This is a genomic window from Peribacillus frigoritolerans (assembly GCF_001636405.1).
Lineage (GTDB): Bacteria > Bacillota > Bacilli > Bacillales > DSM-1321 > Peribacillus > Peribacillus frigoritolerans.
This window is the reverse complement of record NZ_KV440950.1, coordinates 3782531-3808735: the sequence shown is the minus strand read 5'-3', so window position 1 is coordinate 3808735 and position 26205 is coordinate 3782531. Positions and strand designations below refer to the sequence as shown.

Genomic DNA, 26205 nt, shown 5'->3' with positions numbered 1-26205 from the left:
GCGATTTCAAATTTTAAAAATAAGATTAGTTAATCATCGGCCACCCATCATCCCTTCTGATATTAATAAAATCAGTATAGCATAAAATAATCTTTGAAAACAAAAGGAAACAGCATATTACTTTGCTTTCAATCTGAATTTAAGGCTGTTTTAACATACTTTGTTGCTATTTACCAAGTAGTGAGGTGTGGTTAATTTCCCCTCCAGATGCTCGCTTCCGCTCCAATCAACCTTAAATAGTTTCGTTTTAAAAACAACAATCTTTACGAAAAGAGCCAAATTTAAAGATTTAAAATTGTTTTAACCCAATCAAATATCTTATTATAAGGTGGGCAGTGGGCAACCAGACTGCAGTTTTCACTATATGATGTTTTTATAAGGGATATGTTAAGATCATAAAGCATTTACCCCCATAGGGTTATTTCCTTAAGGAGGACTTTAATATGGAATATATCAAGGGAATCGATGTTTCACATTGGCAAGGTACTATAAATTGGGGGGAAGTTGCAAAGGCAGGCGTGAAGTTCGTATTCATTAAAGCAACAGAGGGAACGAGTTATTCTAAGTTATGCTATTTCAAAGAAAATGCACCACTAGCATTGGCAGCGGGATTGAAAGTCGGGGCCTATCATTATGCAAAGTTTGCAACTGCTGCAGAAGCAAAGGCTGAGGCTGCTTATTTTTTAGATTCAATCAGCTCGTTTGCTTTAAATTACCCTGTTGTTCTTGATCTTGAGGAAAATAAAAAAAAGGCAAATAAAAAAAAGCTCACCGATGCCGCAATCGCTTTTTTAGCAGCTATTGAAAAAGCTGGCTACACGGCTATGCTGTATACTGGTAAATATTTTCTCGAAAATGATTTAGAGGAATCAAGGTTGAAGAATTACGCTTTTTGGATTGCAAGATACAACAGGACGTTGGGACGCAGCACGGACATTTGGCAGCATTCCGATTCAGGTAAGGTAAGTGGGATCAGCACAAAGGTGGATTTGAATATAGCCTATAGGGATTTTACAAATACCATAAATACTTTTAGGACTGACGAACCACGTGCATTTAAAACTGAAACAACCTCAACTTATACTGTAACAAAAGGCGACACACTTAGCTTCATTGCAAAAAAACATAAAACAACCGTAAAATCGCTTGTCAGTCTAAACGGAATTAAAGACCCAGACAAAATTTATATCGGTCAAAAATTAAGGTTGAAATGAGCAAAGGAACTTTTTAATACGAGGGGTAAGGTCAAAACAAGTAAGGGGAGCGGGTGTGTGAGGCTCCTGCGGGAAAAGCAAGTCCAGGGGGAGACCCCACAGGCGCAAAGGCGCCGAGGAGGCTTCCCGGAACGCCCGCGGAAAGCGAATGCCTGGAGAGTAGATCAACGTACAATTTGGACAAATCCTTAATTTACTGTAGACAAACTGCTCTTCTTATTAAAGAGGAGCTTATTTTAATGGATATTATATTTCTTTAAGTTCGTCTATTGCTACGTCTGATCTTTCCTCTAATGGTCCTCTTAGATGTACTGTAGCTGTTCTTCCATCTTCATTTAAATTATCAATCCAAACTGAAGTGCCATTATATCTAACCTCAATGTCAGATGAAGACGAAAGAATCTGCTTTACACGCTTAGCATCCATATAAATCCCTCCCTGTTAATTAGTCTTCCTATTATTTAGGGAAATCCTTGATTTTATTCATTTGATTAATATTGCAACTAAATCATATAAGGAACAATGATGTTTACCTTTCCATATTATCCGCCGCGGTAGCTCTCTTTTTAATTAAGCTTGTATGTAGAGATGGGGATTATTAACATTTTAAATATTGAGTCAAATGAAAGTGACTATGTTTTTATTACGAATACTCCGTACAATTACAGACGCAGGAACAACATAAAAACATTTTACAGAAATATCATTTAATGGCAGAATAGGAATTGAGTTGGAGCTTTTTGGAGTGCGAAGATATAAATCCTAACTTTTCCCAATTGGAATGAAGTCTAAGCATAAAAGAATATTATAGCGCTGATGGATGCTTTACTTTAAATAGGGAGTAAGCTAATTGGACGGAAGGATTGAATAAGGAAGAAGAGAAGATGGGACAATATTGGAGAAGAAAGTGTTGTTGGGTTTTAAGTTATATACGCATTCTTTTACATGCTTTTAGGGGGGTATCATGGAACTATCGTTATTATTGGAATATGGCTGGGTGTTAATTATTCTAATTTTTTTAGAAGGTTTATTATCTGCTGATAATGCATTGGTTTTAGCTATAATGTCAAAGCATTTACCAAAAGAACAGCAAAAAAAAGCGATTAATATTGGGTTGCTTTTGGCTTTTATATTTAGGATTGGTGCAATCTTCATCATTTCGTACCTTTTCCATGTTTGGCAAGTTCAAGCAATTGGGGCTGCATATCTGATTTTCATTTCATTAAAGCATTTATTAAAAAGGGATCACGGAGAAAAAGAAAAAAAAGGGAAAAGCTACCGGATGACCGTTGCGCAAATTGCATTGGCTGATATTGCTTTTGCTATTGATTCCATTTTAGCTGCAGTCGCTCTAGTCATTGCCTTGCCAGATACGCCAATGGGGGATATAGGAGGAATGGATGGGGCAAAATTCATTGTTATTTTATTAGGGGCCATTGCAGGTTTAATCGTCATCCGGTTTGCGGCAGGATACTTCGTTAAGGTACTGACGGAGCGACCTAGCCTCGAAACGGCAGCCATGTTAATCGTTGGTTGGGTAGGGGTTAAGTTACTAATGCATACCCTTGCACATCCAGCCGTGCACATTATCTCTCACGATTTTGTTGAAGGACCGGTTTGGAATATAATCTTTTGGTCAGTCATGCTTCTTATCGCTATAGGCGGATGGTTTTTATCTGGAAAAACAGAGAAAAAAAGTGAAGGTAAATAAAGTATATATTCTTTGAAAATTTTAAAAAGACCGAATAAAATTTTTCGGTCTTTTTATGGTTCTTTATAGATTAGGTAATAATTTTACTTCAACAGGCCTAACCGAAAACCATAAACCACTGCCTGTGTACGGTTCTTGGCTTTAAACTTTGTCATTAAACTTCTTACATAATCTCTAACGGTATGCTCGCTTAATTGCAGCAATTCGGCCATTGTTTTATTGTTATAACCCTCAGCCAGCAAATTTACATTTTTTTAGGATAAAAGCAAAATCCTTAAATCCAGTTGAGATAATTAAAAGTTCATCCAATTGGTTCAGTAGCTGCAGTCTTTTAAGTTCTGCATGCTCTTGTTTGGATTTGTGGTGTTGCTCCGGTTCGTCGCCTGTCCACTTGTTATAGCTATGGATGAGATGAGAGAAACTGGATAATAAGAACATAAGGATGGAAAGGGTTTGGCATGTTTCGGTTTACCAATGAGGTAACGATGGACTTTTCAAAGATCAATCGGAACATGCTGAAATGCTTTTCATTTAAAAGGGGTAAATGTGATTGTAGCCAAGTATCCAAATGCTCTTCGTATGTGTCTTTTACGTCCTCGATATTTGGAGCGGAAAAAAATAGTAAAAATGATTCCAGTAATGTTTGAATGAAACACATTAAACTGATGGCGAAACAAAATAAAGGTTCGGTCATAAACGCTTCCTCCATTGCAGGCTTGATTGGCGCCCCTGGTCATGTACTATACGGTGCAAGCAAGGGAGCGGTCCGGACAATGACTAAAGATGCTGCCACCCGAGTATGCTTCAAAAGGGGTACGTGTAAGCTCGATTCATCCAGGATATATCGATACCGGGATGGCGGACTATGCTTCTGAACAAACGGGCAGTTCAAAAGACGAATTGGGTAAAGAATTCCCATTGGGACATCTGGGCAGCGTCAATCATGTGGCGAAATACAGTGCTTTTCATTGCCTCGGACGAATCTTCCTATACGACGGGTACTGAATTTGTGATGGACGGCGGAGCGACTGCTCGCTAAAACCTGACTTTCTAGCGGGTAGTAGAAACTAAAAACTAAGGAGTGTTTAGATATGAGATTAGAAAATAAAGTGGCAATCGTAACAGGGGGAGCAAGCGGGATTGGAGCAAGTACGGCTAAATTATTTGCAGAAGAAGGAGCAAAAGTGGTCATTGCCGATTTTGCTGATCATGGACAAGCGGTGTCAGAAGAGTTAAATGGAAACGGGTATGATACCTTTTTTGTTAAAACTGACGTGACGAATGAAAATGACGTAAAGAATATGATCGAAGAGACGGTTAACAAATATGGAAAACTGGATATCATGTTCGCAAACGCAGGAATTGCAAGAGACGGAAACATTCATGAGTTAAGCTACGAGCAATGGCAAAAAACGATTGATATTAATTTATCCGGTGTCTTCCTATCCGATAAATATGCGATAGCGCAAATGCAAAAACAATCTACTGGCGGCGCCATTGTCAATACAGGCTCCATCCATAGCCATGCAGGGAAACCGGGGGTAACAGCCTATTCTGCTGCAAAGGGCGGTGTCAAACTATTGACACAAACATTAGGTGCGACTTATGCGAAAGATGGCATTCGTGTCAATGCAGTTTGCCCTGGATATATAGATACACCACTTATTGCCGAAGCACAAGGTGAAATTAGACAAGGTTTGATCGATTTACATCCAATCGGCCGTTTAGGCAGAGCGGAAGAAGTGGCTAAAGCCGTTCTCTTCCTTGCAAGTGAAGATGCATCATTTGTTACTGGCACTAGCCTAATTGTCGACGGCGGTTATACGGCCGTATAAAACCGTGTAAGGGTTAATAGCTGGTTCTATCAATCAGGCAAATCGTTAGATGTGATAATTGCATATGAAATTGAGCTTCTTCCGTAAGATGAGTGGTGTTATATTACTCAACTCTGCTGGAGGGCTCTTTTTTTTGCATATTATAAAAAAATACCGGGGAATGCTAAAAACATTTCCTTGGAAGAAGAAACGATACAAGCAGTTGCAGGGGAGAGGGAATTCAGTAATTTTTATGATTAAGGAGGATACTTTTCTACATTTTTGAATGTGCAGCGATAAATAAGGCCAAACGGATAATTTGATTACGATCTAGATTGGTCGCTTTATAGATATTCTCTATATAATTTTTTATATACGTCCGGGTATCTTACAGTAGCTCTATACACCATTTTCCTACCCATTTAAAATAGTATATGGACGTATGCTAATATCTTTACTAGTTTAGATTAGCCTGGTTTTGAGAAAAAAGAATAAATTAAACTAGATTAGATTAATTTTATTTAGTCACATTATTAGGTATTTTTGTTTCTTATGAGCAAAGCCTCGAAATTAGGGCAAGTTCACTACTTTACTATTGTTAGAATTAATAAAGTGAATAACTGTCACGTTACCAAGTGAAAAACCTGTTATATATAAGAAGCAGAAATGGAGCGTTCATATTTAAACGTTTTTCTTAAGCTAACGTACACCCAGCCATCCCGAAGATAAGGCTAGTAATGGCTCCATTTTGATTGACAAGGTTTTACCTTCAGATTAAAATTTTCCTTAGGGAAACTTTTTTACCTTAGTGCATATAATGCCGTTAAAGTGAAGTGTGGTAGATAACCACTTTATTTTTTTGGATCGATGTTGCCTTTGGTAAACATTATTAGTTTATCGAAAAATTATTTACGAAGGAGATGTTTGCAATGAATTCCGCACTTCCCGCTAAGAGTTTGTTTGTATCCTAACATGGTAATGAAGCGGTAAACCAAGGTGAATTGGTTGGGGTTATCGGTCCAAATGGGGAAGGGAAATAAACATTATTAATAGTTTTGTTAAACTTAATCCCGAAGGATAAGTCAATATTCAAATATCCGGAAAAAGTATTAACGAGCTCAGAAAATCTGTTCCATATGTCCCGCAAGAAGCAATATTGAATGAGGTTTTCTAATTACTGTTTTGGATCTGTATTTCTCGGAACGTACCCCCATCTAGGTTTATTTAAAAAAAAGAAAAAGAATGAGCATTTAAAGGTTTGCAAATGGGGTAGTTGGAGAAATTTCAAGAGATAAAAAACAAGGGTATTTTTTAGCAATGGAGCTTACAAAAATACTGAAAAAATTTTTACGGATTATCTTTTTGAACAGATACGACTAAGATAATTTAATAGCCTTGTGAAAATTGTTGTTAGCCAGTATAACTACTTATTTTTAAGGAGGATTTAATAATGTTTGTTAAGTTTATAAGAGAAAATGTTTACGCGTCATTTATGCTGACAATACTTCGTATATTTATAGGGTGGCAGTGGTTGAATGCAGGGTGGAGTAAAATAACTAGTGGGAAATTTGATGCATCTGGATTCATTACAGGTGCAATAGGAAAAGTAACTGGTGAACATCCATCTGTTCAATCTTGGTGGGCTGACTTTTTAGGTGACTTTGCATTACCAAATGTAGGGATATTCAATATTCTAGTTCCATGGGGTGAATTTTTAGTCGGACTTGGATTACTTTTAGGAACTTTTACAACTTTTGCTGTATTAATGGGAGTGCTAATGAACTTTTCCTACATGTTCTCTGGAGCAACGAGTACAAACCCACAGATGGTTTTAATTGAAATATTTATCCTTGTTGCAGGCTTTAATGCAGCGAGAATAGGTTTAGATCATTGGATAATCCCATTCCTAAGAAAACAAATATTTAGAAAAAAGGAAAAAGAAGTAACTATGCACAGTTAGAGATAAAGTTATTCACTCATAACTTTACAAAATATAAGAGTGAAGAAAATAATTAAAAACTCAGGAGTTTGTAGAAAAAAGGGGGGTATCTAAAATTCAAAACAGAGTTGATTGGAGCGTGTGTGGGAGACTCCTGCGGGAAAAGCACGTCGAGGGGAGACCCCATAGGCGCGAAAGCACCGAGGGCGGCCCGCCCGCGAAAAACGAGTGCCCTATGTTCCAAGCGACGTTCAAGGTTTTATACACCTAAATAAAATGAGACAAACTTGTTCTTCAGCGAGTTCGTCTACAGTCTGAACTCAGTTCTTTCTTACTTTGGAACTGAGTTTTTTGTATTTTGCGTCATATCATTTTTATTGATGATCCTATAATTAGCTTAATAGCGTATTCGTAAAAGACACTTTTACGAAGGGGCATTTTTTTACAAAATGGCCTTATATTAATATCGCAAAAGAGAAACAAAAGAGAAGGTTAGTTCAATGATGAAAGTGGAAGTTAATCCAATTAATAGTATTTTTATGTTAAAGTTATACAGTTGATATTTTATTACATAATTTCAATAGGAAGGAACAAAATCTGTATGATAAAGGAAGGGTTATATGGCGAAAAGAATATTAGGTAGTATGTTGTTTTTATTACTAGGCATGGCTAGTTTTACTTTTTTATCTGGCTTAAAAGTTGAAGCAGCAGATCCAGTGCATACTGTATCCTCTCAAGAAACGGTAGAATCGATTGCAGCGATCTATGATATATCGACAGAGCAATTAATGGATATGAATGGTTTACCGGATGGTAAGTTATATATTGGCCAGAAGTTAACCATACAGACTGCTTATACTCCTTCGAACTATCAGTGGTCAGAGAGAGGGAAACAAATTGGGAATTACGCGAAAACCTTTACAGGATTTAAAAAAACGGCTGGACAAGAGACACCTACCAAAGGGTTTGATTCTAGCGGATTGATTCATTGGGTACTCTCCCGGCAAAAGGTGCCTATCGACCGTTTGTCAGTTGAAGGCTATTATAAGCAAGGAATGGATACAAATACTCCTAAGGCTGGAGATGTTATATTTTTTCTGGAAAAGGGGAGTTCAAAAGTCGTGACCGCAGGGATCTATCTGGGGGGAAATCAGTTCGTTAATTCTGGATACGGAGCGGAGACAGTTCAGGTGAGATCTACCATGGAAAAATATTTTGCACAATACCAAGCCGAGTATAAAACGTATACACCAAAAGGAGAGCATGTCGTTCAAAATAATGAAACACTTAAAAGTATCTCGGATAATTACGGTGTATCGGTGGATACAATCAAAAAACGTAACGCGTTACCGACTGATAGCTTGATGCAGGGACAGTATCTTCAAATATACAGCAGTCCCTTGTATCCATTTTATGCAAATCAAGAGGCTTCCTATGATAAAGCTTATGATGTCATAAAGTATGCTTATACTTTACGTGGATTTACCTATGTTTTCGGAGAATATGATCCGATGATTGGAATGGATTGCAGCGGTTTTATCTATTGGGCCATGAAGGAGCAGGGCATTTCCCTTAAACGGGGTTCGGCAGCGGACTACTATTCCTTGCTGCCGAAACTCAAAGATCCAAAGGCAGGCGACTTAGTATTTTTTAGAGATACAGACTTAAGTCAAGAGATAACCCACGTCGGTATTTATCTAGGGGATGGTCGCTTTATTCATACAACAAAGAATACTGGTGTTCATATATCTGACCTTACTTCAAGTGATTTTAATAAGAAGTTCGAAAGTTTTGGGCAAGTTCAAATCAATATGGACTAAGATAGACACGAGAGAGTTAGACTACTTGGATTTTCTAGTCATATTATCCCCTTAAGGTAGGCAGTGTAACAAGATCACGAACAAACGATGTTACAACTACTATCTTGAGGGGTTTTTAATGTCTTAAAAAGGGCAAAGGTTTTGAGGAATATACCAATGAAAAGAGAATGAAAGTTGCTAAGTTTTATCGGTTAATGTTTTAACTGCGGAAAGAATCGAAATTGTGGATTAGAAAAAAAGTTGTACTGTTTATAAAAAAGAAAAACCGAAATGACCTGATTTCGGTTTTTCTTAATGAACTAATTGGGCAGTTAGTTCATTAAGAAAACTTTATTATAATGGTTGTGGTAAAAATTTCAAGTTAATTTTAAGAAAATGCTATTTTTTGGAAGGGGCTGACTGTGATATTGAAAACGAATATTTAAAGATTATTCGAAAGATTTAAAAGTGTAAAAAGCCTTGGAGATAAAGCGGTAAATCTATTATCCGAAAGGAAAATACATGGGACTCATAATATCGAGTCTGTTGCGGTAATAGTAAAGCATTTGAGTGGAAATATGATTTCACAAGGTAGAATGACTTTTTTTACTTTAGACGGAGAAAAGGGATATAGAAATCGTGATGAAGTATTTATAGAAGATATATCTTCAAAATCCGAGCTAACTATTGGGAAAAGGATGGAAAACCCTAATTGATATATACTCCAGAAAAAACCTGTTTTCTTAACGGGTGCCAGAGAATTTTATCTTGGTATAATCCATATGGATATTTTTATTTACTTTCATAATTGCTGCCACCAGCTTTTCTTGGTGAGATGATCTTAGATCCTTTTATTATATTCATCGATTTCGGTTAACATAGCAGCTGTTTTTCTTACTCTTCGAGTTGTTGAGCCTAAAACTTCCCGCAATCGAATGGCTTTGATCCTCTTGTCCCTATATCCTTAAACAATGCTTGTCTCGTTCTTTCCCTTACGTTATGAATGCGTATACTTCCAATTTTTGTGCGATTAATTGAATATTTAAAAAACATTTGTTAGTTTCTGTAGTTTTATATTAGATTCTGTGGTTCCTGTGATAAATTAAAGGTGTTTTTGTAAGAGAAAATACGAAAAAAACAATATATGTGTTTTGGGGTTTTATGGTATGCAAACTTTAAAGAAACGGTAGAAAGAAACTTTATAATTCTTGCAAATGGAAACAAACTTAAGAGGAGAAACCAATATGAATCATCTACAAAAGCAAATACTTTCTTTCCTTGAGGAATGCAATAGAGAAAGATGTGTAAGTAAAATTGCTGAAAAGTACGATAAAAATCTTGAAGTGGTAAGGGCTGAGTTAGTGATACTTGCGAACAAGAAGCTCATAGCTATCAAAAAGAGTACAACTGGGAAGATAAGCAGAGCAACGATTAGTCCAAAAGGTAAACAGTGCTTCAGGGAAGCTACTGCAATTAAGGGTTCAGTCCAAGAGCAAATCAATGAGTTGAAACAAAAGTTGTCAGCTCTGGAAGCCTCCTTCATACGAGCAAAAGAGAATCCAACTGGGGAGAATAAACAGTCACTATTGGATAATGCGAATACGGTTCAATCAGTGGCTTATGGATTAAACTCATTCTTTAAAGTTGGATTGGATACCTTAAAGTAAACAATAACCTTAAGAGGATAATCAGGGAACTCTTGTACATCTACATCATCAGGGACAAAACAGGCTAGCTCATGGGTTTATTGTCGAGGTGAGCTAGTTAATGAGATCCACCAAAAAAGGTCCGAGCCTGGTGGTATTGTTATCATCCATTATTTATTGTCACCCCCTTAAGGGAGCGACAGTCTGTGATGCACCGAGGCCGTTGGAGTCAGACTAACGAATGGGCTATTGGCACCATAGTTCATCGCCTTACTCACCCAGCCATAGAATGAGTATGGATGATTTTCCACGATTTTCATTCTCTGTGGTGGAGCGCTCATTTTTGCGCTTAATGGATATGGCTGACAGGTGCTTTACTTCATTATCAGGAGCTGATCGGCATCTCCTTTTTAGTGAAAGGAAAAGAGTAAAAAGAATTAAAGGAAAATGCACTTTATTAAAGACGGTCATCTTCCCATGTCCTACATAATCTCATATATTGTGTTTTTCCTGGAGTTTCTTCTTGTTGATCTGCTTTCTTCATTTGTTGTTAAGCTTGAGAACTATATGATACTATCTGTTTTTTTTATGAGTTTGAAGCTAGATTTGCTGGGCCACCTTGTGGGGAATTTTGAAATGGAGATACGAATTAAATTAATTGAGAAACTTCTTGATGAATATTTGCAAGCTCTTGTCCTAATTCAATACCAGTAAAGGTTGCTACAGATAGTTGAGTGTCCATTTTTTTTGCTGTTGATTGTTTTTTGACATAATAGAAAACCTTATTTAGATAAATTATGGCTAAGGGCAGAATAGCTTAATAAAAATAGGTAGATTAAGTGTGTTCAAGAAGGAATAGTTTGTGGAGTAATGAAAATAGAGAGTGTTATGTAGAATAATGATGTATAAAATATAACAAACAAAAGAAAAAACCAGTTTTATTAGACTGGCTTTTTCATCTTAATATAACACTTTGTTAAATTCGGTTTTTGAGACTTACATGCTCAATGATACGCTTCATTGCCTGAATTTGCCCCATATGAGTCGCTTCATGCATTAATGTTAAACCTGCAAGTTCTCCAACAGTCTTACATCCTAGGAATGGTGTATCCAAATCTTGATCTAGCTGTTCAGGAGGAATTTGCTTTAAACGAGTTATTTGATCTTTCAACTGTACAACCAGCTGATCCATAGCAGGTATATTCCCTGTCCAATCGGCTGGTTTTGTGCCATTCCCAAATAACTTTATATAATTCGTGGGAAGATGGGTTGTTGCATTCGGGAAACCAAACATAGTTTGTTCTGTAATTGTCAAAACGTGACCAGTATGCCAATGAATTGTGTTATTAAAGCCATCTGGCTGCACATCGTTTAGTTCCTTAGAAATGGACTCTACATTCTTGATGAAGTATTCTCTCGTCATCTCAAATTGCTTAAATACAAGTTGATTCATGTTTTCTCCCCTCTCACTAACAAAATCATCCATATTATACCAGTAAATACCGAAAAAGAATATGGTTTGAATTTCCTGAAATTAGCTTTATTTCAACCGGTTAATGTTCCGCAATAGGGAGCGATCTTTTATTAAGAATCGCTTTACTTATAGAATTATATTATTAGCATTCTAACAAAAATAAAAAGTCCCATGAGGTTTTCACGATAATTGTTATACAATTGTAAAATTATACAGTTTCATTTGCGGTATAATGGAAATTATTAGAAAAGTATTCTGGTGTATAAATATTTACATAAAGAGAGCTATTCATTCTTCAAATTCTAGAATTAAAAAGGATCCTAAAAATTCCTGAATAAAGATGCCCTCAAAAGAATTAACTACTAAAGTAAAGTTTGAGGGTAAAGTGATTAAAAAGGAGGGGAATTGTTTTTGACTATAATAGATATTGACCAATTGCTTTTTGCTACTGAAGAACTTGCCGAAGAGTCAATTCCATTTCATCTCGATGCATTTGATATTGATCAATTATTAGATAAAACGAATAACTGGTAAAGAAAAGCATACGTGAAGTGAACTGTACCCCAATGGAGGTTGCATTGGGGGTGGTCAATTTAGAGATGCAATTGGCTGGCTGGCTTCATCGCTCCTTTAACGATTGGTTTTGTCATAGACGCTTTCAATGGATCGTTTAATGGAGCTGTTTGGTTATTGGTTTCATTCGGAGTCGTTTGTTTTATCGCTTTCATGACCTTGAAATCGGGTAAGGAAAATTTCATAACTGAACATCCACAAACAATTCCTGCTGTAAAATAGTTTAAAATCAATGCAGGAAAAAGTGGGTATGATTTATAAAAGTTTGTTCGAAATCATATATAGATAGTGCAAAAACTCAACCGGTTAGATCTTGAAAGCCTGATGTTACTGAATTTCAGCTAACAGGGCTTTTTATTTTTTTATACGCCATTAGCAATAATATTAATCAAACAGTATGGCCCTGGCATTTTCCATGATGAATATATAACTTTTCTAATGTCTGCAATTAATCTAAGTGGTGGACCTGTCAAAGGGAAATGAATATACCATATCGTGCAGTAGAGTCCGAGGGAAGCATATGTATAACTTTGGTAAAATCACATGAAAATAACCAATGTTTTTAAGGAGGAAGCAAATGAAATTAAATAAAATACATCATGTAGCAATAATTTGTTCCGATTATGAAAAGTCAAAGAACTTCTATGTAAATATTTTAGGGTGTGATATCGAGAAGGAAACATATCGGTCAGAAAGGAAATCTTATAAATTGGACTTAATCGTCGGAGGGGAATATCAGCTGGAATTGTTCTCATTTCCTGATCCCCCGCATCGTCCTAGTTATCCTGAAGCTAGGGGGCTTAGACATCTTGCTTTTGAAGTGGAAGATATTAATCAAGCGATTGAAGATTTAGAAAAAGAAAACATTCCAGTCGAACCAATCCGTGTTGATGAGTTAACAGGAAAAAGGTTCACTTTTTTTAGTGATCCGGATGATTTGCCTCTTGAAATATATGAAAAATAGGATGAGGTTACCTCTATTTCTTAAGTTGATTTCAAAGATGAATACGATGATAAAGAGGTTACTTATATCAATTAAACTATGAAGATTCCCTTTGATATGTCGATACCATTAAGTTTGATCCACTTGTATTCCATATTTCGATGAGAGCTGAAATAATCACCGGCTATACTATCTGTAGATTGGTCATTTAAATATGTCAGGAGATAAAAAAATGAATGTTTACAAATTTACAGTGTTGATACTTTTAACGACATTTTTGATGGGTTCTTCTTTTGCAGTAGTTAAAATTGGTCTACCTTATTCATCCCCATTATTATTAGCAGCATTACGCTTCACACTTGCCGGACTCATAATGGCGATAATCGTAATCTTTTTAAAAAGACCGCACCCAAACTCTAAAGGGGATTGGATAAAAATTCTCATTATCGGCACTTTTCAAACTGCCGGAGTAATGGGGTGCATTTTCCTGAGTTTACGCACGATTACAGCAAGTGAATCCTCCATTCTTACATTCACGAACCCGTTGCTTGTTGTTGTTTTCGGTACGATCTTTTCACAAACACGCTATAAACTATATCAATGGATTGGTGTTTTATTAGGATTAGTCGGAGTAATTATAACGATGGGCGCGCAACTTGAATTCAAGGTTGGTATTCTTTTCGGCATTCTTTCTGCTGTTTTCTGGGCGATTTCCACTTTATTGGCGAAAAAATGGGGGGCGATTTCCGATACATGGGTATTATCTGCCTATCAGATGCTTTTTGGCGGTTTACTGCTTTTACTTGGCAGCTTTATTCTTGAAAAACCATTTTTCATACTGAATGGCAATTCGTTGTTCATTTTATTATGGTTAAGTATCATGTCATCGATCGTGCAATTTGCTGTTTGGTATTACCTTTTACAAAAGAGTGATCCCGGAAAAACAAGTGCCTTTTTATTTTTGGCACCTTTCTTCGGTGTATTATCAGGGTGGGCACTATTAGGTGAACAGATATACACTTCACTCTTAATTGGCGGACTGTTTATCATCATTGGCATCTATCTTGTAAATAGCAATTTCCAAAAGGAAAATATATTCGTTAAAAGAGCTTTATAGTAATCGTATGGATTGATTCTTGCCGCTAAAGACAGAAAGTCCCTCATGATGAAAAAGAACCTTTCTTTTTATCATGAGGGATTTTAAAATTATACCTCTATGCAAAAAACTTCTTTAAATCCTTCTTTCCCTTTAGGTGTGACCTTTACTGCTCGTATTGATGGAACACGGACTATCCAGCCTAAATCAAATAAATGTGTAAGAAGCCCATTTCCTAAAGCTCCGCCAAGATGATGGTGACGTTCACTCCAGTCTAAACATGAGTGGGAAAATGAACGGCGTTTTCTTCTTAAATCAAGTAAATCGACGCCGAATTCTGAAAAAAAATGATCTCCTTTGGGTGTAACTGTAAACTCTCTCTCTTCTTTTTTCAAATATCCGGCTTTCAACATCGATTCAGTTAATTGGACGCCTAGTTTTCCTGCCAAATGATCATAGCAAGTTCTGGCTTCCTGAAGCATTTTGACCTGACTTGATTGTTTTAATGACCGAACTTCAGGAGGTGGGGAAATGGCAAGAAACGATTCCAAAATGTGCGCAATTTCTCCATTTGCTAGCTGATAATAGCGATGTCGTCCGTGTTTTTCAACTATAACAAGGTTTCCTTCCACTAACTTAGAAAGGTGAAAGCTGGCGGTTTGAGGTGTTATTGCAGCCATCAACGCTAATTCACCTGCCGTATGAAAACGCCCATCCAGGAGACTTGCAAGTATTGTTGCACGTGACGTTTCCCCAAGGAGGGAGGCTATCTCCACCATATTTGGATTTATACTCAAAATAGTTACCAACCTTTCTGCCGATAGATTAGTTAATAAGCTGAACGCCAATTAATCAGCATTAAAAATAACTAAACTTATACTTCCATTATACAGTACCGCTGTCCTAGGATATTCGGTATATTCACGATTCCTGCTTTAAAAAAAGAATATTGGACCCAACAATAAAATGGAAAGCTTTATTTCTAAACATTAATTTTGATTCGTCTCTACAAGGATTTTTTTGATAAAATGCACGTGATAAATTGGTTGCTTTTTTGGGGAGAGATTAATTCAGGAGAGGCTAAAGAGAAGACTGTAAAGAAGAAAGACTGTATACCATTGGATAAGCGTTTTTTACTGAAGTATATTCTTTGTAAACTAGGCATACATTTTTACATGTTCACTAACAGTAAACGTTCATAATAGTCTTGGAATAAATACCGGTAAATAGTCCCTTTTGTGAATTTAGTAGTTAAATAGGAGGGAATGAAGCGTATGAAAATGTCAGACGTTGGATTTAAAGGTCAAGTTTTTGGATTTATAAAGTTCACACCTTTTGTGGAAAGTTTTTTGTCTGGAGATTTATATATGAATAATTTCAAAAAGTATATTGATATAGAAAGTGCTTCAGGAGAAAAAGGTGTAGGAGACAAATTTGAAGCAGCACATGTTTTTACGGAATTAACCATGAATTTCTTTACTCAAGATACCAATGAATTAATAATGTCGGGGCGAACTAAAAAATTGAATTTCAGAAAAAATATAAATGAAAAAAGACCATTATATTGTATGTTTGCAATTATTGGCGATATGTTAAAAGTGGTTAACGAGGATGAAAAATATTACTATACCAAATTTGATTTACCTAATGAACAAATCGATAAAATGATCAGGGAGTTCGGAGACAGCTTGATTTTTGTTACCCCTTCGCAATTTATTGACAGAATTACTAGAACACTCAATGAAAAAGGTTATGCTTACAGAGGGGGCTTGGTAAAATACGATGATTATAACATCAATTCCTCAGCAAGGATGAGCTCTTATAAAAATCAAGGGACTGATATTTATTTTTGGAAAGATAGATACTTTGAAAATCAATATGAATATCGCATAGTTCTCACAGATCAAGAAGTTGATGAAGCAATAATTGTGAACATAGGTGATATTTCAGACATTAGTACGATTTTTAATGCAAATGAGTTTTTCAGTGATAAATTTGAAATAAGATTACGAAAGAAAGGAAATCTAAGCATCCATTAAATGGGGTGCTTTTTATATTTGCAGGATTAGCTGTGGAAATATCTATAAATCTGGACTACTTTTCATATCTTTAATTTTAAACCATTTATGGATCTTTTAAGTGACCGCCATTCAATAGAATCCAAACCCCTACAACTAAAAGGAGATTTCGTTTGAAGAACAGTTTGTAATTGATGCTGTATTAGCCTAGTCAAAGGGTTGCTTTTGAACCAAACACGGAGGCACCTTCAAAAGTCACTCCCTATAAGAGCGGATCAAATTGCCGCAGCAGACATCAAAACAATCTTCAAGTGAAAGACCTTTATTGCATAAAAAGCACTCTTAACTGGCTATAACAAATAATCACCATTGTAATTAAGTTGCCGATATTTGCTTAGTATATTTCCGCGTTTTGATACCATGGTCCCTATGATCTAAAAGCGAATGATACTTTTTTGTTTTTTATAAATAACTATAGAAGAAAGTCGTTATATTCAGGGTAGTTTTGCTGTAGTAATGATTTACTACCGACTTTATTGCTTTTATTTTTAACAGCAAATTACTGGAAATCTGATGTGAATTCGTGTAATCTACAAAAGTATGTTTTTTTCCAAATCGTAAAGGGGGACCATTATTGAGTTCAACAAATCGTAAACAGACAACAATTGTTGCTCTTTTGCTTGCGGGTACATTCATTGCGATCTTGAATCAAACATTAATGATTACCGCCATTCCTCCTGTAATGGAGGAGATGAATGTTACGGCAAATAGTGCACAGTGGCTAACAACCGTTTTTATGCTGGTTAATGGGATCATGATCCCTGTTAGCGCGTTTTTACTGGAGCGCTTTACCACCAGACAGCTTTTCCTTTCCGCGATGGGGATATTTGCAATTGGTACATTGGTTGCTGGGCTAGCTCCTAATTTTGGAATGCTGCTACTAGGAAGGATGATCCAGTCGAGCGGAGCAGGAATCATGCTCCCGTTAATGCAAACAGTCTTCCTAATGATTTTCCCTGTTCATAAACGGGGTGCAGCGATGGGACTGGTCGGGCTGGTCATTTCCTTCGCGCCGGCTATTGGTCCCGCTTTATCTGGCTGGGTTACGGAGACCTACTCATGGAGGGTGTTATTCTTTATCATACTTCCAATTGCTATTATTGATATCATAGTTGCGTTCTTCGCTTTAAAAAATGTAACAGAAGTTACACGGCCAAAAGTGGATGTGCTTTCGATTGTTTTATCTTCCGTAGGTTTCGGTGGATTATTGTATGGTTTTACAGCGGCTGGTAATTATGGCTGGACAGACGAGAGTACCATCATCTCCCTAGGCATTGGGACAATATCACTTGTTTGGTTCATCAACAGGCAATTGCGACTGAAACATCCAATGCTGGAGTTCCGTGTGTTCACGTATTCATTATTCCCGATTGCTATCATTATTGGAGCCATTACCTTTATGGGTCTGATAGGTGCCGAAACGCTCATCCCGCTATTTATGCAAAACATGCGAGGGTTTACTGCGTTTGAAGCTGGATTGGCCATACTCCCTGGAGCACTTATTACAGGAATAATGTCACCGTTCATTGGACGTATTTTTGACCGGATTGGGGCCAGGTGGCTGGTTATTGGCGGATTACTCCTTATAACCGCTTCCTCCTTCACTTTTATCGATGTTGGTCCTTCGACAAGTTTTACATTCATTATGGTCATGTACAGTATTCGGATGTTCGGATTAGCCATGGTTATGATGCCTGTTTCAACGGCCGCCTTAAACCAGCTGCCTAAACGGTTAATCGCCCATGGTGCAGCAATGGATAATACGATGAAAATGATTGCCGCATCTGTAGGTACGGCAATACTTGTTACTGTGATGACATCAGCTACCGAAAATGCACAGCAGCGTCCCGAGATAGTCCATCCTGATATGTATGGCGCGCAAATCTCATTTATTGTCATCGCTGTACTTTCGTTAATTAGCTTCCTCATTTCTTTTAAAATAAAGGATCAAAAATCAGCAGCAAAAGAGTTCGGGGAGAAGAATTAAATATTTGAATTGATTTTTTAAGCTAAATATTAGAACTCCATATTTTAACTTGTTATGAACATTTTCCAACGCCGCCCCTGGTAGCTTTCCCTCCCAGGCCCTATCATTCCTTTGTCGTGCCTACCTAAGGGATTCTAAAAAAGAGGGGGAACAAGTCATCCAGGTGATTTGTTCTCCCTCTTTTATCTTTTCCTTTCTTTATAAAAAGAAGTAAACATACATGAATTAGATGTAGGTGTGGAAGTATCTTTTATTAATCTGGACTTTTTTTCATATTCTTTAATCTTTAAACCCTTTTCGAAACTGGATCATTTAAGAACGCGCCATTCTTTAAACAATTTGAAAAAAAAGAAGGCGTGATTTTGGAAGTGATCGAACACCCACGTCTCCAATATCGTTTGAAATTTGGCCAGGCGGAAGCAGTCTTGTATCATGAGGAATTGACGAATGGGAACCAACGGGATGTTCCAATAACAGGAATGGATTATCCAGAAGGATGGGAAGGATGGGAATATGGTAGATGACTTTCATATTATTATGGGGAAACGTACTATTCATGTATGTAACGCTCCGTCTCCTGCAGCTACAGCTTCCATTGAAATTGGAAAAGAGGTTGTTAACCGTATCCCAGAACAATCGCACTTATTGGAAGCTACATTAACAAAATAAATAAATCATTTTTAGAGAGGAAGAAGACTCATGTTTAATGGTAAAACTATATTTATTGCAGGTCACGCACGTTTACCCCAGGGAATGGCAGCAAAAAGTGTCTTTGAAACGTTAACCATTACTGCAGAAGTCGATGCAAAATATGGGGTTATACTAGAAGCTTCTTGTACATTGGCAACAGAACATGGACGTGAATTTATTGGACGAGTGTTAAAAGGGACTAGTTTAAATGATGGTGTTGATCATGCGATAGAATCTATTCAATTATATTATAGGGGAAAGGCAACAAATGCCTTGATCGCTGCATTAAAAGACGTAGACCTCCATTTTCAGCAAATTAAGTCCGGGGAAAAACCAAAACAACCAAACTAGAGTTATAATTTAATTTATCTGAATAATAAGTAAAAAGAATTGACATTAGAATGCGAAAGTGTTTCAATTGAATGAAGCCATTGTTATGACATTATCACCTTTTGTAAAATACCTTTTCAAAATCGTGAATAGATTATAATAATTGGAAACAGGAAACATAAATAATACATAAACTGCATATTCGCTGTGACTCTATTGTATAGAGCAGTGAAGTGAATATAAGCCAGTTGTACAAGTAGAATCCTATTTTAATAGGGAACTTGTGCGACTGGCTTTTTATATTTCCCGTTAACTCATTAACCTATTCTACAAATAACAGGAGGAATTATTCATGAGTATTGCAGAAAAAAGGAAAGCTAAGTTTGAAAAGAAAACTGAAAAATATGAGGTTAAAGTTCACTCGCAAACAGATCGTTTGTATCATATTGAAATCTCAAAAGAGGCAATTGGAAGTTTTTTGGAAGTATTATTAAAGGATAATCAATCAGTACAACATTTGGAATATACACCATACGCACGTCACATTGTCGCTTCTTACCTATTGAATCAAGTAGGAGAAGAGTTTGGCGAAGTACTTCGGAGTATCGTTCATGATCGAGAGTCCGGCGGATTTACTCTTGGTTTAGAAGGCGTCACTGAAAATACTGATGAATATGTTATTTTCGCAACAGCGATTTCTTACTTACTTGGAACTCCAAATCATGATGCAATGTCTGGAAAATACTATGCACGTTTTAGTGTACAAGATACAGATAGCAGCGATTCATATCTACGTCAGGCGTATCGTTTATTTACACTTCATACAGACGGTACGTTTGTAGATGAGCCGACAGACTGGTTGCTAATGATGAAAACGATCGAAAAAAATGCCCGCGGAGGCGAATCACGTTTATTACACCTTGATGATTGGAAGGAACTTGATAAGTACATCAAACATCCATTATCAAATCAAAAATTTACGTATAAGGCTCCAAAAAGTAAAAATATTGATCAAGAGATTGAACGTTTAACTTTCTTCAATCATAATAACAAGCCCGGTGTTTGTTTTATCGATCAATTTGTTTATCCTGAATCCATTGAACAGGCAAAATACCTACGTGATTTCTCTGATTCATTGGAAGCTGATGAAAGTGTAATTGAACTAGAACTTCCTGTTGGTGATTTGGTTGTCGTCAATAATATTTTTTGGCTTCACGGACGTGCTGCATTTGAAAAGGATCCAAACTTGAACCGTGAATTACTTCGTCAGCGAGGACGTTTTAACCAATAAGTTTTACCTGTAAACCCTATCGTTTATTTCCATCCCCAAAAACCTTTTAAAGATAAATTCTTTTCCTGCCTTTTGGTTTGGAACGAGAATTTATCTTTCTTTTTTTATTTCTCTAAATTCGAAACTGATATACAATTGCATACCGAAAAGAAATACCGGTTCTTGTGCAAAAACTTCAAAATAATTGCAATGAATCTCTAAATCTTGGACATACTGATACTATTACCCTAAAAAAGGTGTGTGATCGATATGGAAAAACAAATTTTGTTCAAATGGAAGCATTATCAGCCTGATATTATTTTGTTAACGGTTAGATGGTACCTACGGTACAGCCTTAGTTTTCGTGATTTGGTGGAAATGATGGAGGAACGCGGCTTATCCATAGCTCACACAACCATTATGCGTTGGGTTCATCAATACGGGCCTGAATTAGATGAAAGAGTACGGCGTCATCTTAAGCCAACAAATGACTCCTGGAGAGTCGATGAAACGTATATCAAAGTCAAAGGCCAATGGATGTATCTATATCGTGCTGTGGATTCTGAAGGAAATACAATTGACTTTTATTTAAGTAAATCAAGAGATACCAAAGCAGCCAAGTGCTTTTTCAAAAAAGCCTTGGCTGTTTGTCATTCTACAACACCACGTGTCGTTACGGTTGATAAAAACCCAGCGTATCCTTTAGCCATTGAGCAGTTAAAAGAGGAAAAGATGATGCCTGAAGGCGTTAAAATCAGACGAATACGGTACCTTAACAATATAGTGGAACAAGATCATCGTTTCATTAAGAAACGTGTGCGTTCTATGTTGGGATTCAAGTCGTATGAAACAGCCATTTCTATATTGAGTGGCATTGAAGCGATGCATATGATGAAAAAAGGACAACTTCACCAACGGGTGAAGTTGTTTGGAATTGCATCATAATCTGGCATTAAACAAGCCATGTAGGTTCTATGTCTCTATTGTTTTTTGCACCAGAACCGGATTTCTTCATTTTAATGTTTTTCTAAATACCGATAAATCGTTGTTCGAGATAAACCCCATTTTTCTGCGACGTCTTTAATTTGGATCATCGAAACTAAATCCAATAAATAAAAATGTTTTAGAAATTAAATCTCCTCGAAGTTAAGGAAGCCGAGTGCTTTTGAATCGTATCCGTACAAAAACGGCTTATATTTCATTACCCCAGACAACAAGCTAAGCTTCGCAACATCCGCCTGGATGTTCAATCCTCCTTCAAGTCCTGACAATACTCTCTGATCAATTTGGCTGCATGTGTTTGGCTGATTTGTAAATCCTTGGCGACACGCCTAGAGCTTCGATTCAGTTTGTAAGATGTAAGAACCATCTCCTTTTTTGCCAATTCTATCGCCTCATTGAGGGAGGTAGGGGCATTTTTTCCAATCTTCAGCTGGCTATGGTTATAAATTCCTTCGGGTAGGTCATCGATACCGATGACATCATCGCTTGTAATGACAAGCCTTTCAATGAGGTTTTCTAATTGCCTTACGTTTCCGGGCCAGGAATAATGGGTCAGCCATTTGAGACAATCTTCCGAAATTAATTTATTCATTTCATAGTTTCGATTAAATTTATATAAGAAATAATAAGTGAGCGGGCTGATATCTTCCTTTCTTTCTCGAAGGGGAAGCATTTTGATATCCACTACGTTCAGCCTGTAATATAAATCTTCCCGAAACGTTTTATTTTTCACCATTTCGTTCAAGTCTTTATTGGTCGCGGCAATAATACGGATATCCACCTTCTTTTCTTTATTTCCACCAATAGGAATGAATTTTTTCTCCTGAATGACTTGAAGCATTTTGGCCTGAAGAGGCAAAGGCATGTCCCCGATTTCATCAAGAAACACTGTACCTCCATTAACACTATCCAGCAGCCCTTTTTTTCCGGAACGGTTTGCATTTGTAAAAGCTCCTGGTGTATAGCCAAAAAGCTCGGACTCCATTAATTCAGCAGGAATAGCTGCACAATTGATTGTTAAAAAGGGACCGTTCTTTCTGCTGCTGTTTTCGTGGACATATTGGGCCAAAACGCTTTTACCTGTTCCGGACTCACCAAGAATTAATATAGTAGAGTTTGCAGCCGCTACCTTCTTGGCAAACTTCAGTACATATTTCATTTTTTCATTATTGGTGATGATGCTGGCGAATGGGTCTTCCGTTTCTTTACTTTGATCTGAATCCTTTTCTTTTACCTTCAGCATTTTATAGCTTTGTAATTCCCTTGCGGTTGTTACAACCAATTCCACTTCCTTCTTTTCATTTAAAATAGGGATAGCAGAAGTGAGCAGCTCTGCACCGAGGACAGTGGTTTGTTTAATCATAATCGGCTCTTTTCTTTCCAATATATCGGGAAAAATTGAGGGATACCAATAGCCTTTATCCACTAATTCCAAGCTTGATTTCCCTATAACTTCTTCCTTATTTAAACCGTAATGCTTCTTACAGGCATCATTTACATAAATAATTTTCATATTCTTATCCAAAACAAAAATTTCATCAGAAGAATAATCCAAAATTTTAATAAGCGTTTCCATATCCAAATCGAAATTGATTAAAAAATTAGATAAAATCATGTTGTGACCTCCTGAAAAACATAATGTGAGTTTGAGAGAACTCAGTTGAGTACAAAAACGTTCAAAAAAAATGAATGTTGGGCGATTTAGTGAATCAACATGTGGTTTCGCCGCTCTTTAAAAGTTGGCACGGTTATTGCAAGTATTATAGAGTACAGTAATAAGAGTGGGAGGTTGGTGTACACGATTACATATAAAGATTCGTTATGCCGATAAAATCTTATTACTTTGCACTTTATAATAGTTGAAATATTTTGAACTGTAAATAGATGAAGGAGGGCACTTAAATGGGAGACCATCGTGAGGTTGTAGATATTACCATTATTGGCGGAGGACCGGCGGGATTATACACCGCTTTTTATGCAGGCATGCGCCAAGCATCCGTGAAAATTATTGAGAGTTTACCACAGTTAGGTGGGCAATTATCGGCTCTTTATCCCGAGAAGTTTATATATGATGTTGCTGGATTCCCTAAAGTGAAGGCACAAGAACTCATCAGCAACCTGGTTGAACAAATGAATCAGTTCGAAGTTCAAACCTGTCTCGGACAATCGGTTGAACATGTGGAAAAAGATAAAGAAGGCATTTTCACCATTGAAACGGATAAGGAAGTTCACTATTCGAAAACAATCATTATTACCGCAGGAAACGGTGCTTTCCAACCACGCAAGCTGAAGCTTGAAGGGGAAGACAAATTCGAAGAAACGAATCTACATTATTCCGTTCAAAACTTAGCACAGTTTGAAGGTGAAAAAGTGTCCGTGTTTGGCGGAGGAGATTCGGCAGTTGACTGGGCGTTGATGTTGGAGCCGATCACAGAAAAAGTAACCATCGTTCATCGCCGAGATCAATTCCGTGCTCATGAGCACAGTGTAGAATTATTAAATCGGTCGAAGGTGGAGATATTGACTCCATATGTTCCGGTTGAACTTGTCGGAGATGAGAAAGTAGAAAAAGTGATAGTCAAACATGCGAAATATGACGAAACAATCGAAATGGATGTTGACGATGTACTCGTAAATTACGGCTTTATTTCTTCACTTGGACCAATTAAAGATTGGGGATTGGAATTCGAGAAAAACTCGATTGTAGTGAATTCCAAAATGGAAACGAACATAGAAGGTATTTATGCAGTTGGTGACATTTGCACATATGAAGGAAAAGTGAAATTGATAGCGACCGGTTTTGGCGAAGCACCAATTGCTGTCAGCAACGTAAAAGTGTATTTGGATCCGAAAGCTAAATTGCATACGGTGCACAGTACAACATTAATGGAAGAAAAAGAAACGAAGAAAGAAAAATCATTAGTTAAAAGTAATTTTTAACAGGGGTGGTTATCGATGGCATTATATGTAAAAGTAGACCGGGATACTTGCATTGGATGCGGCGCCTGCGGGGCAGTGGCTCCTGATATCTTTGATTATGATGAAAGAGGAATTTCTTTTAGCCTTTTGGATTTTAATGAAGGAACCATGCCAGTCTCGGAAGATCTTGTTGATGATTTGGAGGATGCCTGCGATGGCTGCCCTACAAACTCAATCAAAGTGGAAGAAGAACCGTTTGCAGCTTCTTTAAAAGACGAAGCAGTTTAGTGCCAATGAGTGAGTTTAGGTACACACTCTGAACGCTAATGAACTCGCTTTCATTTTTTAAAACCTCGTCAATATCGGCTTTTATATAAAAAAGTAGTTGGCATGAAATTTGCAATTGAATTTTAGGAGAAAACATTTTCAGGGATTTGAATGATAGAAGGGGGAATGGAAAAAATGAAACAGTTACAAACAAATCAGAACTTGGAACACACTCTTCCATACGGTAATTATGTGAACCCGCAAATATTTGAAGAGGAAAAGAAAAAAATCTTCCAAAACAACTGGATTTTAGCCGGACATACAAGCCAAGTGGAAAAGGTTGGAGACTTCTTCACTTTTGATATAGCAGATCAGCCATTAATCATCAGTAGAGATAAAAATAATGAATTGAATGCCTTTTACAATATTTGTCCTCATAGAGGATCGAAAGTGGAAAAAGGCGAACAAGGGAATAAAAAGGTTTTCATGTGTTCTTATCACGGCTGGACATTTCAATTGAACGGAAAATTGAATAGGGCACCAAACTTTGATACAAATGAATTAGGCAACCATAGCTGCATGACACAAGTGAAGCTTGAAGTATTCCAGTCATTGATCTTCATAAATTTGAACCCAGAGGCAAGGCCAATGGCGGAAACATATGGAGAATTGATGGCCAACTTGGAAAAATACACGTTCTTAGATTCATTGAAAAAGGTTCGCGTAACACAAAGAGTCATTGATGCCAACTGGAAAGCGGTTGTTGATAATTATTTGGAGTGTGACCATTGTACGATTGCACACCCTGAGTTTTCAAAAACCTTCGATATGAAAAATTACCACATTGATTTGCATGACAATTTTTCATGTCAATATTCCAAACTGACCAACAAAACAAATGAAGATCAAGAGGAGCACGCCAATTTCTATTGGGTATGGCCGAACTTGATGGTGAGCATCTATCCTGGAGAAGCCGGAAATATGACGACAAGCCAAATTTTGCCGCTGACTCCGGATAAATCGCTGGCTATCTATAGCTACTACTTTAAATCAGATGAAATTAATGAGGAGCAGAAAGAACTGATTCGATTCGTGGATCAGGTCAGGAAAGAAGATTTCGATCTTGTGGAGTTATTGCAAAAAGGTTTCCACACGAATGCCTTCAAATACGGAGTTTATTCTCCGACTGAGTATGCAATCAAATTTTTCCACGGCCTTTATGAAAACGCCATCAATGGTGAGTGAAAGAAGGAACTAGATAGCGGAACTCCTTCTTTTTTAAGAAAGCAAAAAATCTCAGGAATAAGTGACTATCCGTCTTCAGGTACCAGGGGCACAAAGCTTATGCTAAGCACTCCGAATGGCAAGAATGCCTTCCTAAGTGCTCATCGTTACTGATACGACAATGGTCACATTATTCAGAACCTTTCGGCATAAATCAAGGACTTCGATA

The 26205-nt window shown here is 37.0% G+C and carries 25 protein-coding genes and 3 pseudogenes; 21 read left to right on the top strand and 7 right to left on the bottom strand.

Features of this window, described 5'->3' with window-relative positions:
- Positions 1 to 443: 443 nt before the first annotated feature.
- Positions 444 to 1214, top strand: coding sequence for a GH25 family lysozyme (locus tag A6755_RS17995; RefSeq protein WP_063591567.1), 771 nt, complete (start codon positions 444 to 446; stop codon positions 1212 to 1214).
- Between the two features lie 246 nt (positions 1215 to 1460).
- Here the strand turns inward: A6755_RS17995 and A6755_RS17985 are convergent, their stop codons facing one another.
- On the bottom strand, positions 1461 to 1640 hold the full coding sequence (locus A6755_RS17985) for an H-type small acid-soluble spore protein (protein WP_034313120.1): 180 nt from the start codon (positions 1638 to 1640) through the stop codon (positions 1461 to 1463).
- A 538-nt stretch (positions 1641 to 2178) separates the two neighbouring features.
- Between A6755_RS17985 and A6755_RS17980 the strand changes: the two genes are divergently transcribed.
- Positions 2179 to 2925, top strand: a complete 747-nt coding sequence (locus A6755_RS17980) for a TerC family protein (RefSeq protein WP_034313117.1) — start codon at positions 2179 to 2181, stop codon at positions 2923 to 2925.
- An 83-nt stretch (positions 2926 to 3008) separates the two neighbouring features.
- Here the strand turns inward: A6755_RS17980 and A6755_RS28330 are convergent, their stop codons facing one another.
- A complete protein-coding gene (locus A6755_RS28330) occupies positions 3009 to 3167 on the bottom strand; it encodes a LuxR C-terminal-related transcriptional regulator (RefSeq protein WP_084737935.1) in 159 nt (52 codons plus the stop codon).
- Positions 3168 to 3572: 405 nt separating this feature from the next.
- Between A6755_RS28330 and A6755_RS28150 the strand changes: the two are divergent.
- The 6 genes and pseudogenes from A6755_RS28150 to A6755_RS17950 form a co-directional block, all read left to right on the top strand.
- A pseudogene (locus tag A6755_RS28150) lies at positions 3573 to 3964 on the top strand (SDR family NAD(P)-dependent oxidoreductase); the annotation flags it as partial.
- 52 nt (positions 3965 to 4016) lie between these two features.
- A complete protein-coding gene (locus A6755_RS17965) occupies positions 4017 to 4760 on the top strand; it encodes an SDR family NAD(P)-dependent oxidoreductase (protein WP_034313115.1) in 744 nt (247 codons plus the stop codon).
- 1429 nt (positions 4761 to 6189) lie between these two features.
- On the top strand, positions 6190 to 6699 hold the full coding sequence (locus A6755_RS17960; RefSeq protein ID WP_063591564.1) for a DoxX family membrane protein: 510 nt from the start codon (positions 6190 to 6192) through the stop codon (positions 6697 to 6699).
- 599 nt (positions 6700 to 7298) lie between these two features.
- Entirely contained in the window at positions 7299 to 8498 is a 1200-nt protein-coding gene (locus A6755_RS17955; RefSeq protein ID WP_063591563.1) for a C40 family peptidase, read from the top strand.
- A 494-nt stretch (positions 8499 to 8992) separates the two neighbouring features.
- Positions 8993 to 9193: pseudogene (locus A6755_RS27720) on the top strand (DUF1572 family protein); the annotation flags it as partial.
- Positions 9194 to 9721: 528 nt separating this feature from the next.
- Entirely contained in the window at positions 9722 to 10144 is a 423-nt protein-coding gene (locus A6755_RS17950) for a hypothetical protein (RefSeq protein ID WP_034313108.1), read from the top strand.
- A gap of 955 nt (positions 10145 to 11099) precedes the next feature.
- Here A6755_RS17950 and A6755_RS17940 read toward each other — a convergent pair.
- Positions 11100 to 11576 (bottom strand): DinB family protein, encoded by a 477-nt coding sequence (locus A6755_RS17940; protein WP_063591561.1) that lies wholly within the window; start codon positions 11574 to 11576, stop codon positions 11100 to 11102.
- Between the two features lie 432 nt (positions 11577 to 12008).
- On the opposite strand from A6755_RS17940, the gene A6755_RS27980 reads away from it, so the two are divergent.
- Positions 12009 to 12131 (top strand): hypothetical protein, encoded by a 123-nt coding sequence (locus tag A6755_RS27980; RefSeq protein WP_255294707.1) that lies wholly within the window; start codon positions 12009 to 12011, stop codon positions 12129 to 12131.
- Between the two features lie 59 nt (positions 12132 to 12190).
- Here the strand turns inward: A6755_RS27980 and A6755_RS27180 are convergent, their stop codons facing one another.
- Positions 12191 to 12355, bottom strand: a complete 165-nt coding sequence (locus A6755_RS27180) for a hypothetical protein (RefSeq protein WP_174878743.1) — start codon at positions 12353 to 12355, stop codon at positions 12191 to 12193.
- A gap of 392 nt (positions 12356 to 12747) precedes the next feature.
- Between A6755_RS27180 and gloA2 the strand changes: the two genes are divergently transcribed.
- A complete protein-coding gene (gloA2, locus tag A6755_RS17935; protein ID WP_063591560.1) occupies positions 12748 to 13134 on the top strand; it encodes an SMU1112c/YaeR family gloxylase I-like metalloprotein in 387 nt (128 codons plus the stop codon).
- Between the two features lie 211 nt (positions 13135 to 13345).
- Complete coding sequence (locus A6755_RS17930; protein WP_063591559.1) at positions 13346 to 14230, top strand: DMT family transporter; 885 nt, start codon at positions 13346 to 13348, stop codon at positions 14228 to 14230.
- 89 nt (positions 14231 to 14319) lie between these two features.
- Here A6755_RS17930 and A6755_RS17925 read toward each other — a convergent pair whose 3' ends face one another.
- A complete protein-coding gene (locus A6755_RS17925) occupies positions 14320 to 15006 on the bottom strand; it encodes an ArsR/SmtB family transcription factor (protein WP_063591558.1) in 687 nt (228 codons plus the stop codon).
- Between the two features lie 477 nt (positions 15007 to 15483).
- On the opposite strand from A6755_RS17925, the gene A6755_RS17920 reads away from it, so the two are divergent.
- From A6755_RS17920 to A6755_RS17900, 7 genes and pseudogenes are all read left to right on the top strand, one after another.
- Positions 15484 to 16248, top strand: coding sequence for a hypothetical protein (locus A6755_RS17920; protein WP_063591557.1), 765 nt, complete (start codon positions 15484 to 15486; stop codon positions 16246 to 16248).
- A 613-nt stretch (positions 16249 to 16861) separates the two neighbouring features.
- Positions 16862 to 18274: a DHA2 family efflux MFS transporter permease subunit gene (locus A6755_RS17915; RefSeq protein WP_063591556.1), complete on the top strand. Its 1413-nt coding sequence runs from the start codon at positions 16862 to 16864 to the stop codon at positions 18272 to 18274.
- A gap of 362 nt (positions 18275 to 18636) precedes the next feature.
- Positions 18637 to 18798 (top strand): hypothetical protein, encoded by a 162-nt coding sequence (locus A6755_RS27175; protein WP_174878742.1) that lies wholly within the window; start codon positions 18637 to 18639, stop codon positions 18796 to 18798.
- Positions 18779 to 18943, top strand: a pseudogene (locus tag A6755_RS27715) (L-2-hydroxyglutarate oxidase); the annotation flags it as partial. The gene A6755_RS27175 and the pseudogene A6755_RS27715, both read left to right, overlap by 20 nt.
- Positions 18944 to 18973: 30 nt before the next feature.
- Positions 18974 to 19315, top strand: a complete 342-nt coding sequence (locus A6755_RS17910) for a DUF3870 domain-containing protein (RefSeq protein ID WP_063591555.1) — start codon at positions 18974 to 18976, stop codon at positions 19313 to 19315.
- 331 nt (positions 19316 to 19646) lie between these two features.
- Positions 19647 to 20585 (top strand): glutarate dioxygenase GlaH, encoded by a 939-nt coding sequence (glaH, locus tag A6755_RS17905; RefSeq protein ID WP_063591554.1) that lies wholly within the window; start codon positions 19647 to 19649, stop codon positions 20583 to 20585.
- Positions 20586 to 20834: 249 nt separating this feature from the next.
- On the top strand, positions 20835 to 21509 hold the full coding sequence (locus A6755_RS17900; RefSeq protein WP_063591553.1) for an IS6 family transposase: 675 nt from the start codon (positions 20835 to 20837) through the stop codon (positions 21507 to 21509).
- A gap of 71 nt (positions 21510 to 21580) precedes the next feature.
- Here A6755_RS17900 and A6755_RS26295 read toward each other — a convergent pair whose 3' ends face one another.
- Together A6755_RS26295 and A6755_RS17895 are read right to left on the bottom strand one after the other, a co-directional pair.
- A complete protein-coding gene (locus A6755_RS26295; RefSeq protein ID WP_244889755.1) occupies positions 21581 to 21658 on the bottom strand; it encodes a helix-turn-helix domain-containing protein in 78 nt (25 codons plus the stop codon).
- 152 nt (positions 21659 to 21810) lie between these two features.
- The gene (locus A6755_RS17895) at positions 21811 to 23181 is read right to left on the bottom strand and encodes a sigma-54 interaction domain-containing protein (protein ID WP_063591552.1); all 1371 of its coding nucleotides are present in this window, start codon (positions 23179 to 23181) and stop codon (positions 21811 to 21813) included.
- Between the two features lie 287 nt (positions 23182 to 23468).
- Here A6755_RS17895 and A6755_RS17890 point away from each other — a divergent pair, with 287 nt between their 5' ends.
- The 3 genes from A6755_RS17890 (at position 23469) to A6755_RS17880 (ending at position 25997) form a co-directional block, all read left to right on the top strand.
- Positions 23469 to 24506, top strand: a complete 1038-nt coding sequence (locus A6755_RS17890) for an NAD(P)/FAD-dependent oxidoreductase (RefSeq protein ID WP_063591551.1) — start codon at positions 23469 to 23471, stop codon at positions 24504 to 24506.
- A 15-nt stretch (positions 24507 to 24521) separates the two neighbouring features.
- On the top strand, positions 24522 to 24773 hold the full coding sequence (locus A6755_RS17885) for a ferredoxin (RefSeq protein ID WP_063591550.1): 252 nt from the start codon (positions 24522 to 24524) through the stop codon (positions 24771 to 24773).
- 174 nt (positions 24774 to 24947) lie between these two features.
- Entirely contained in the window at positions 24948 to 25997 is a 1050-nt protein-coding gene (locus A6755_RS17880; protein WP_084738218.1) for an aromatic ring-hydroxylating oxygenase subunit alpha, read from the top strand.
- Positions 25998 to 26205 lie beyond the last annotated feature (208 nt).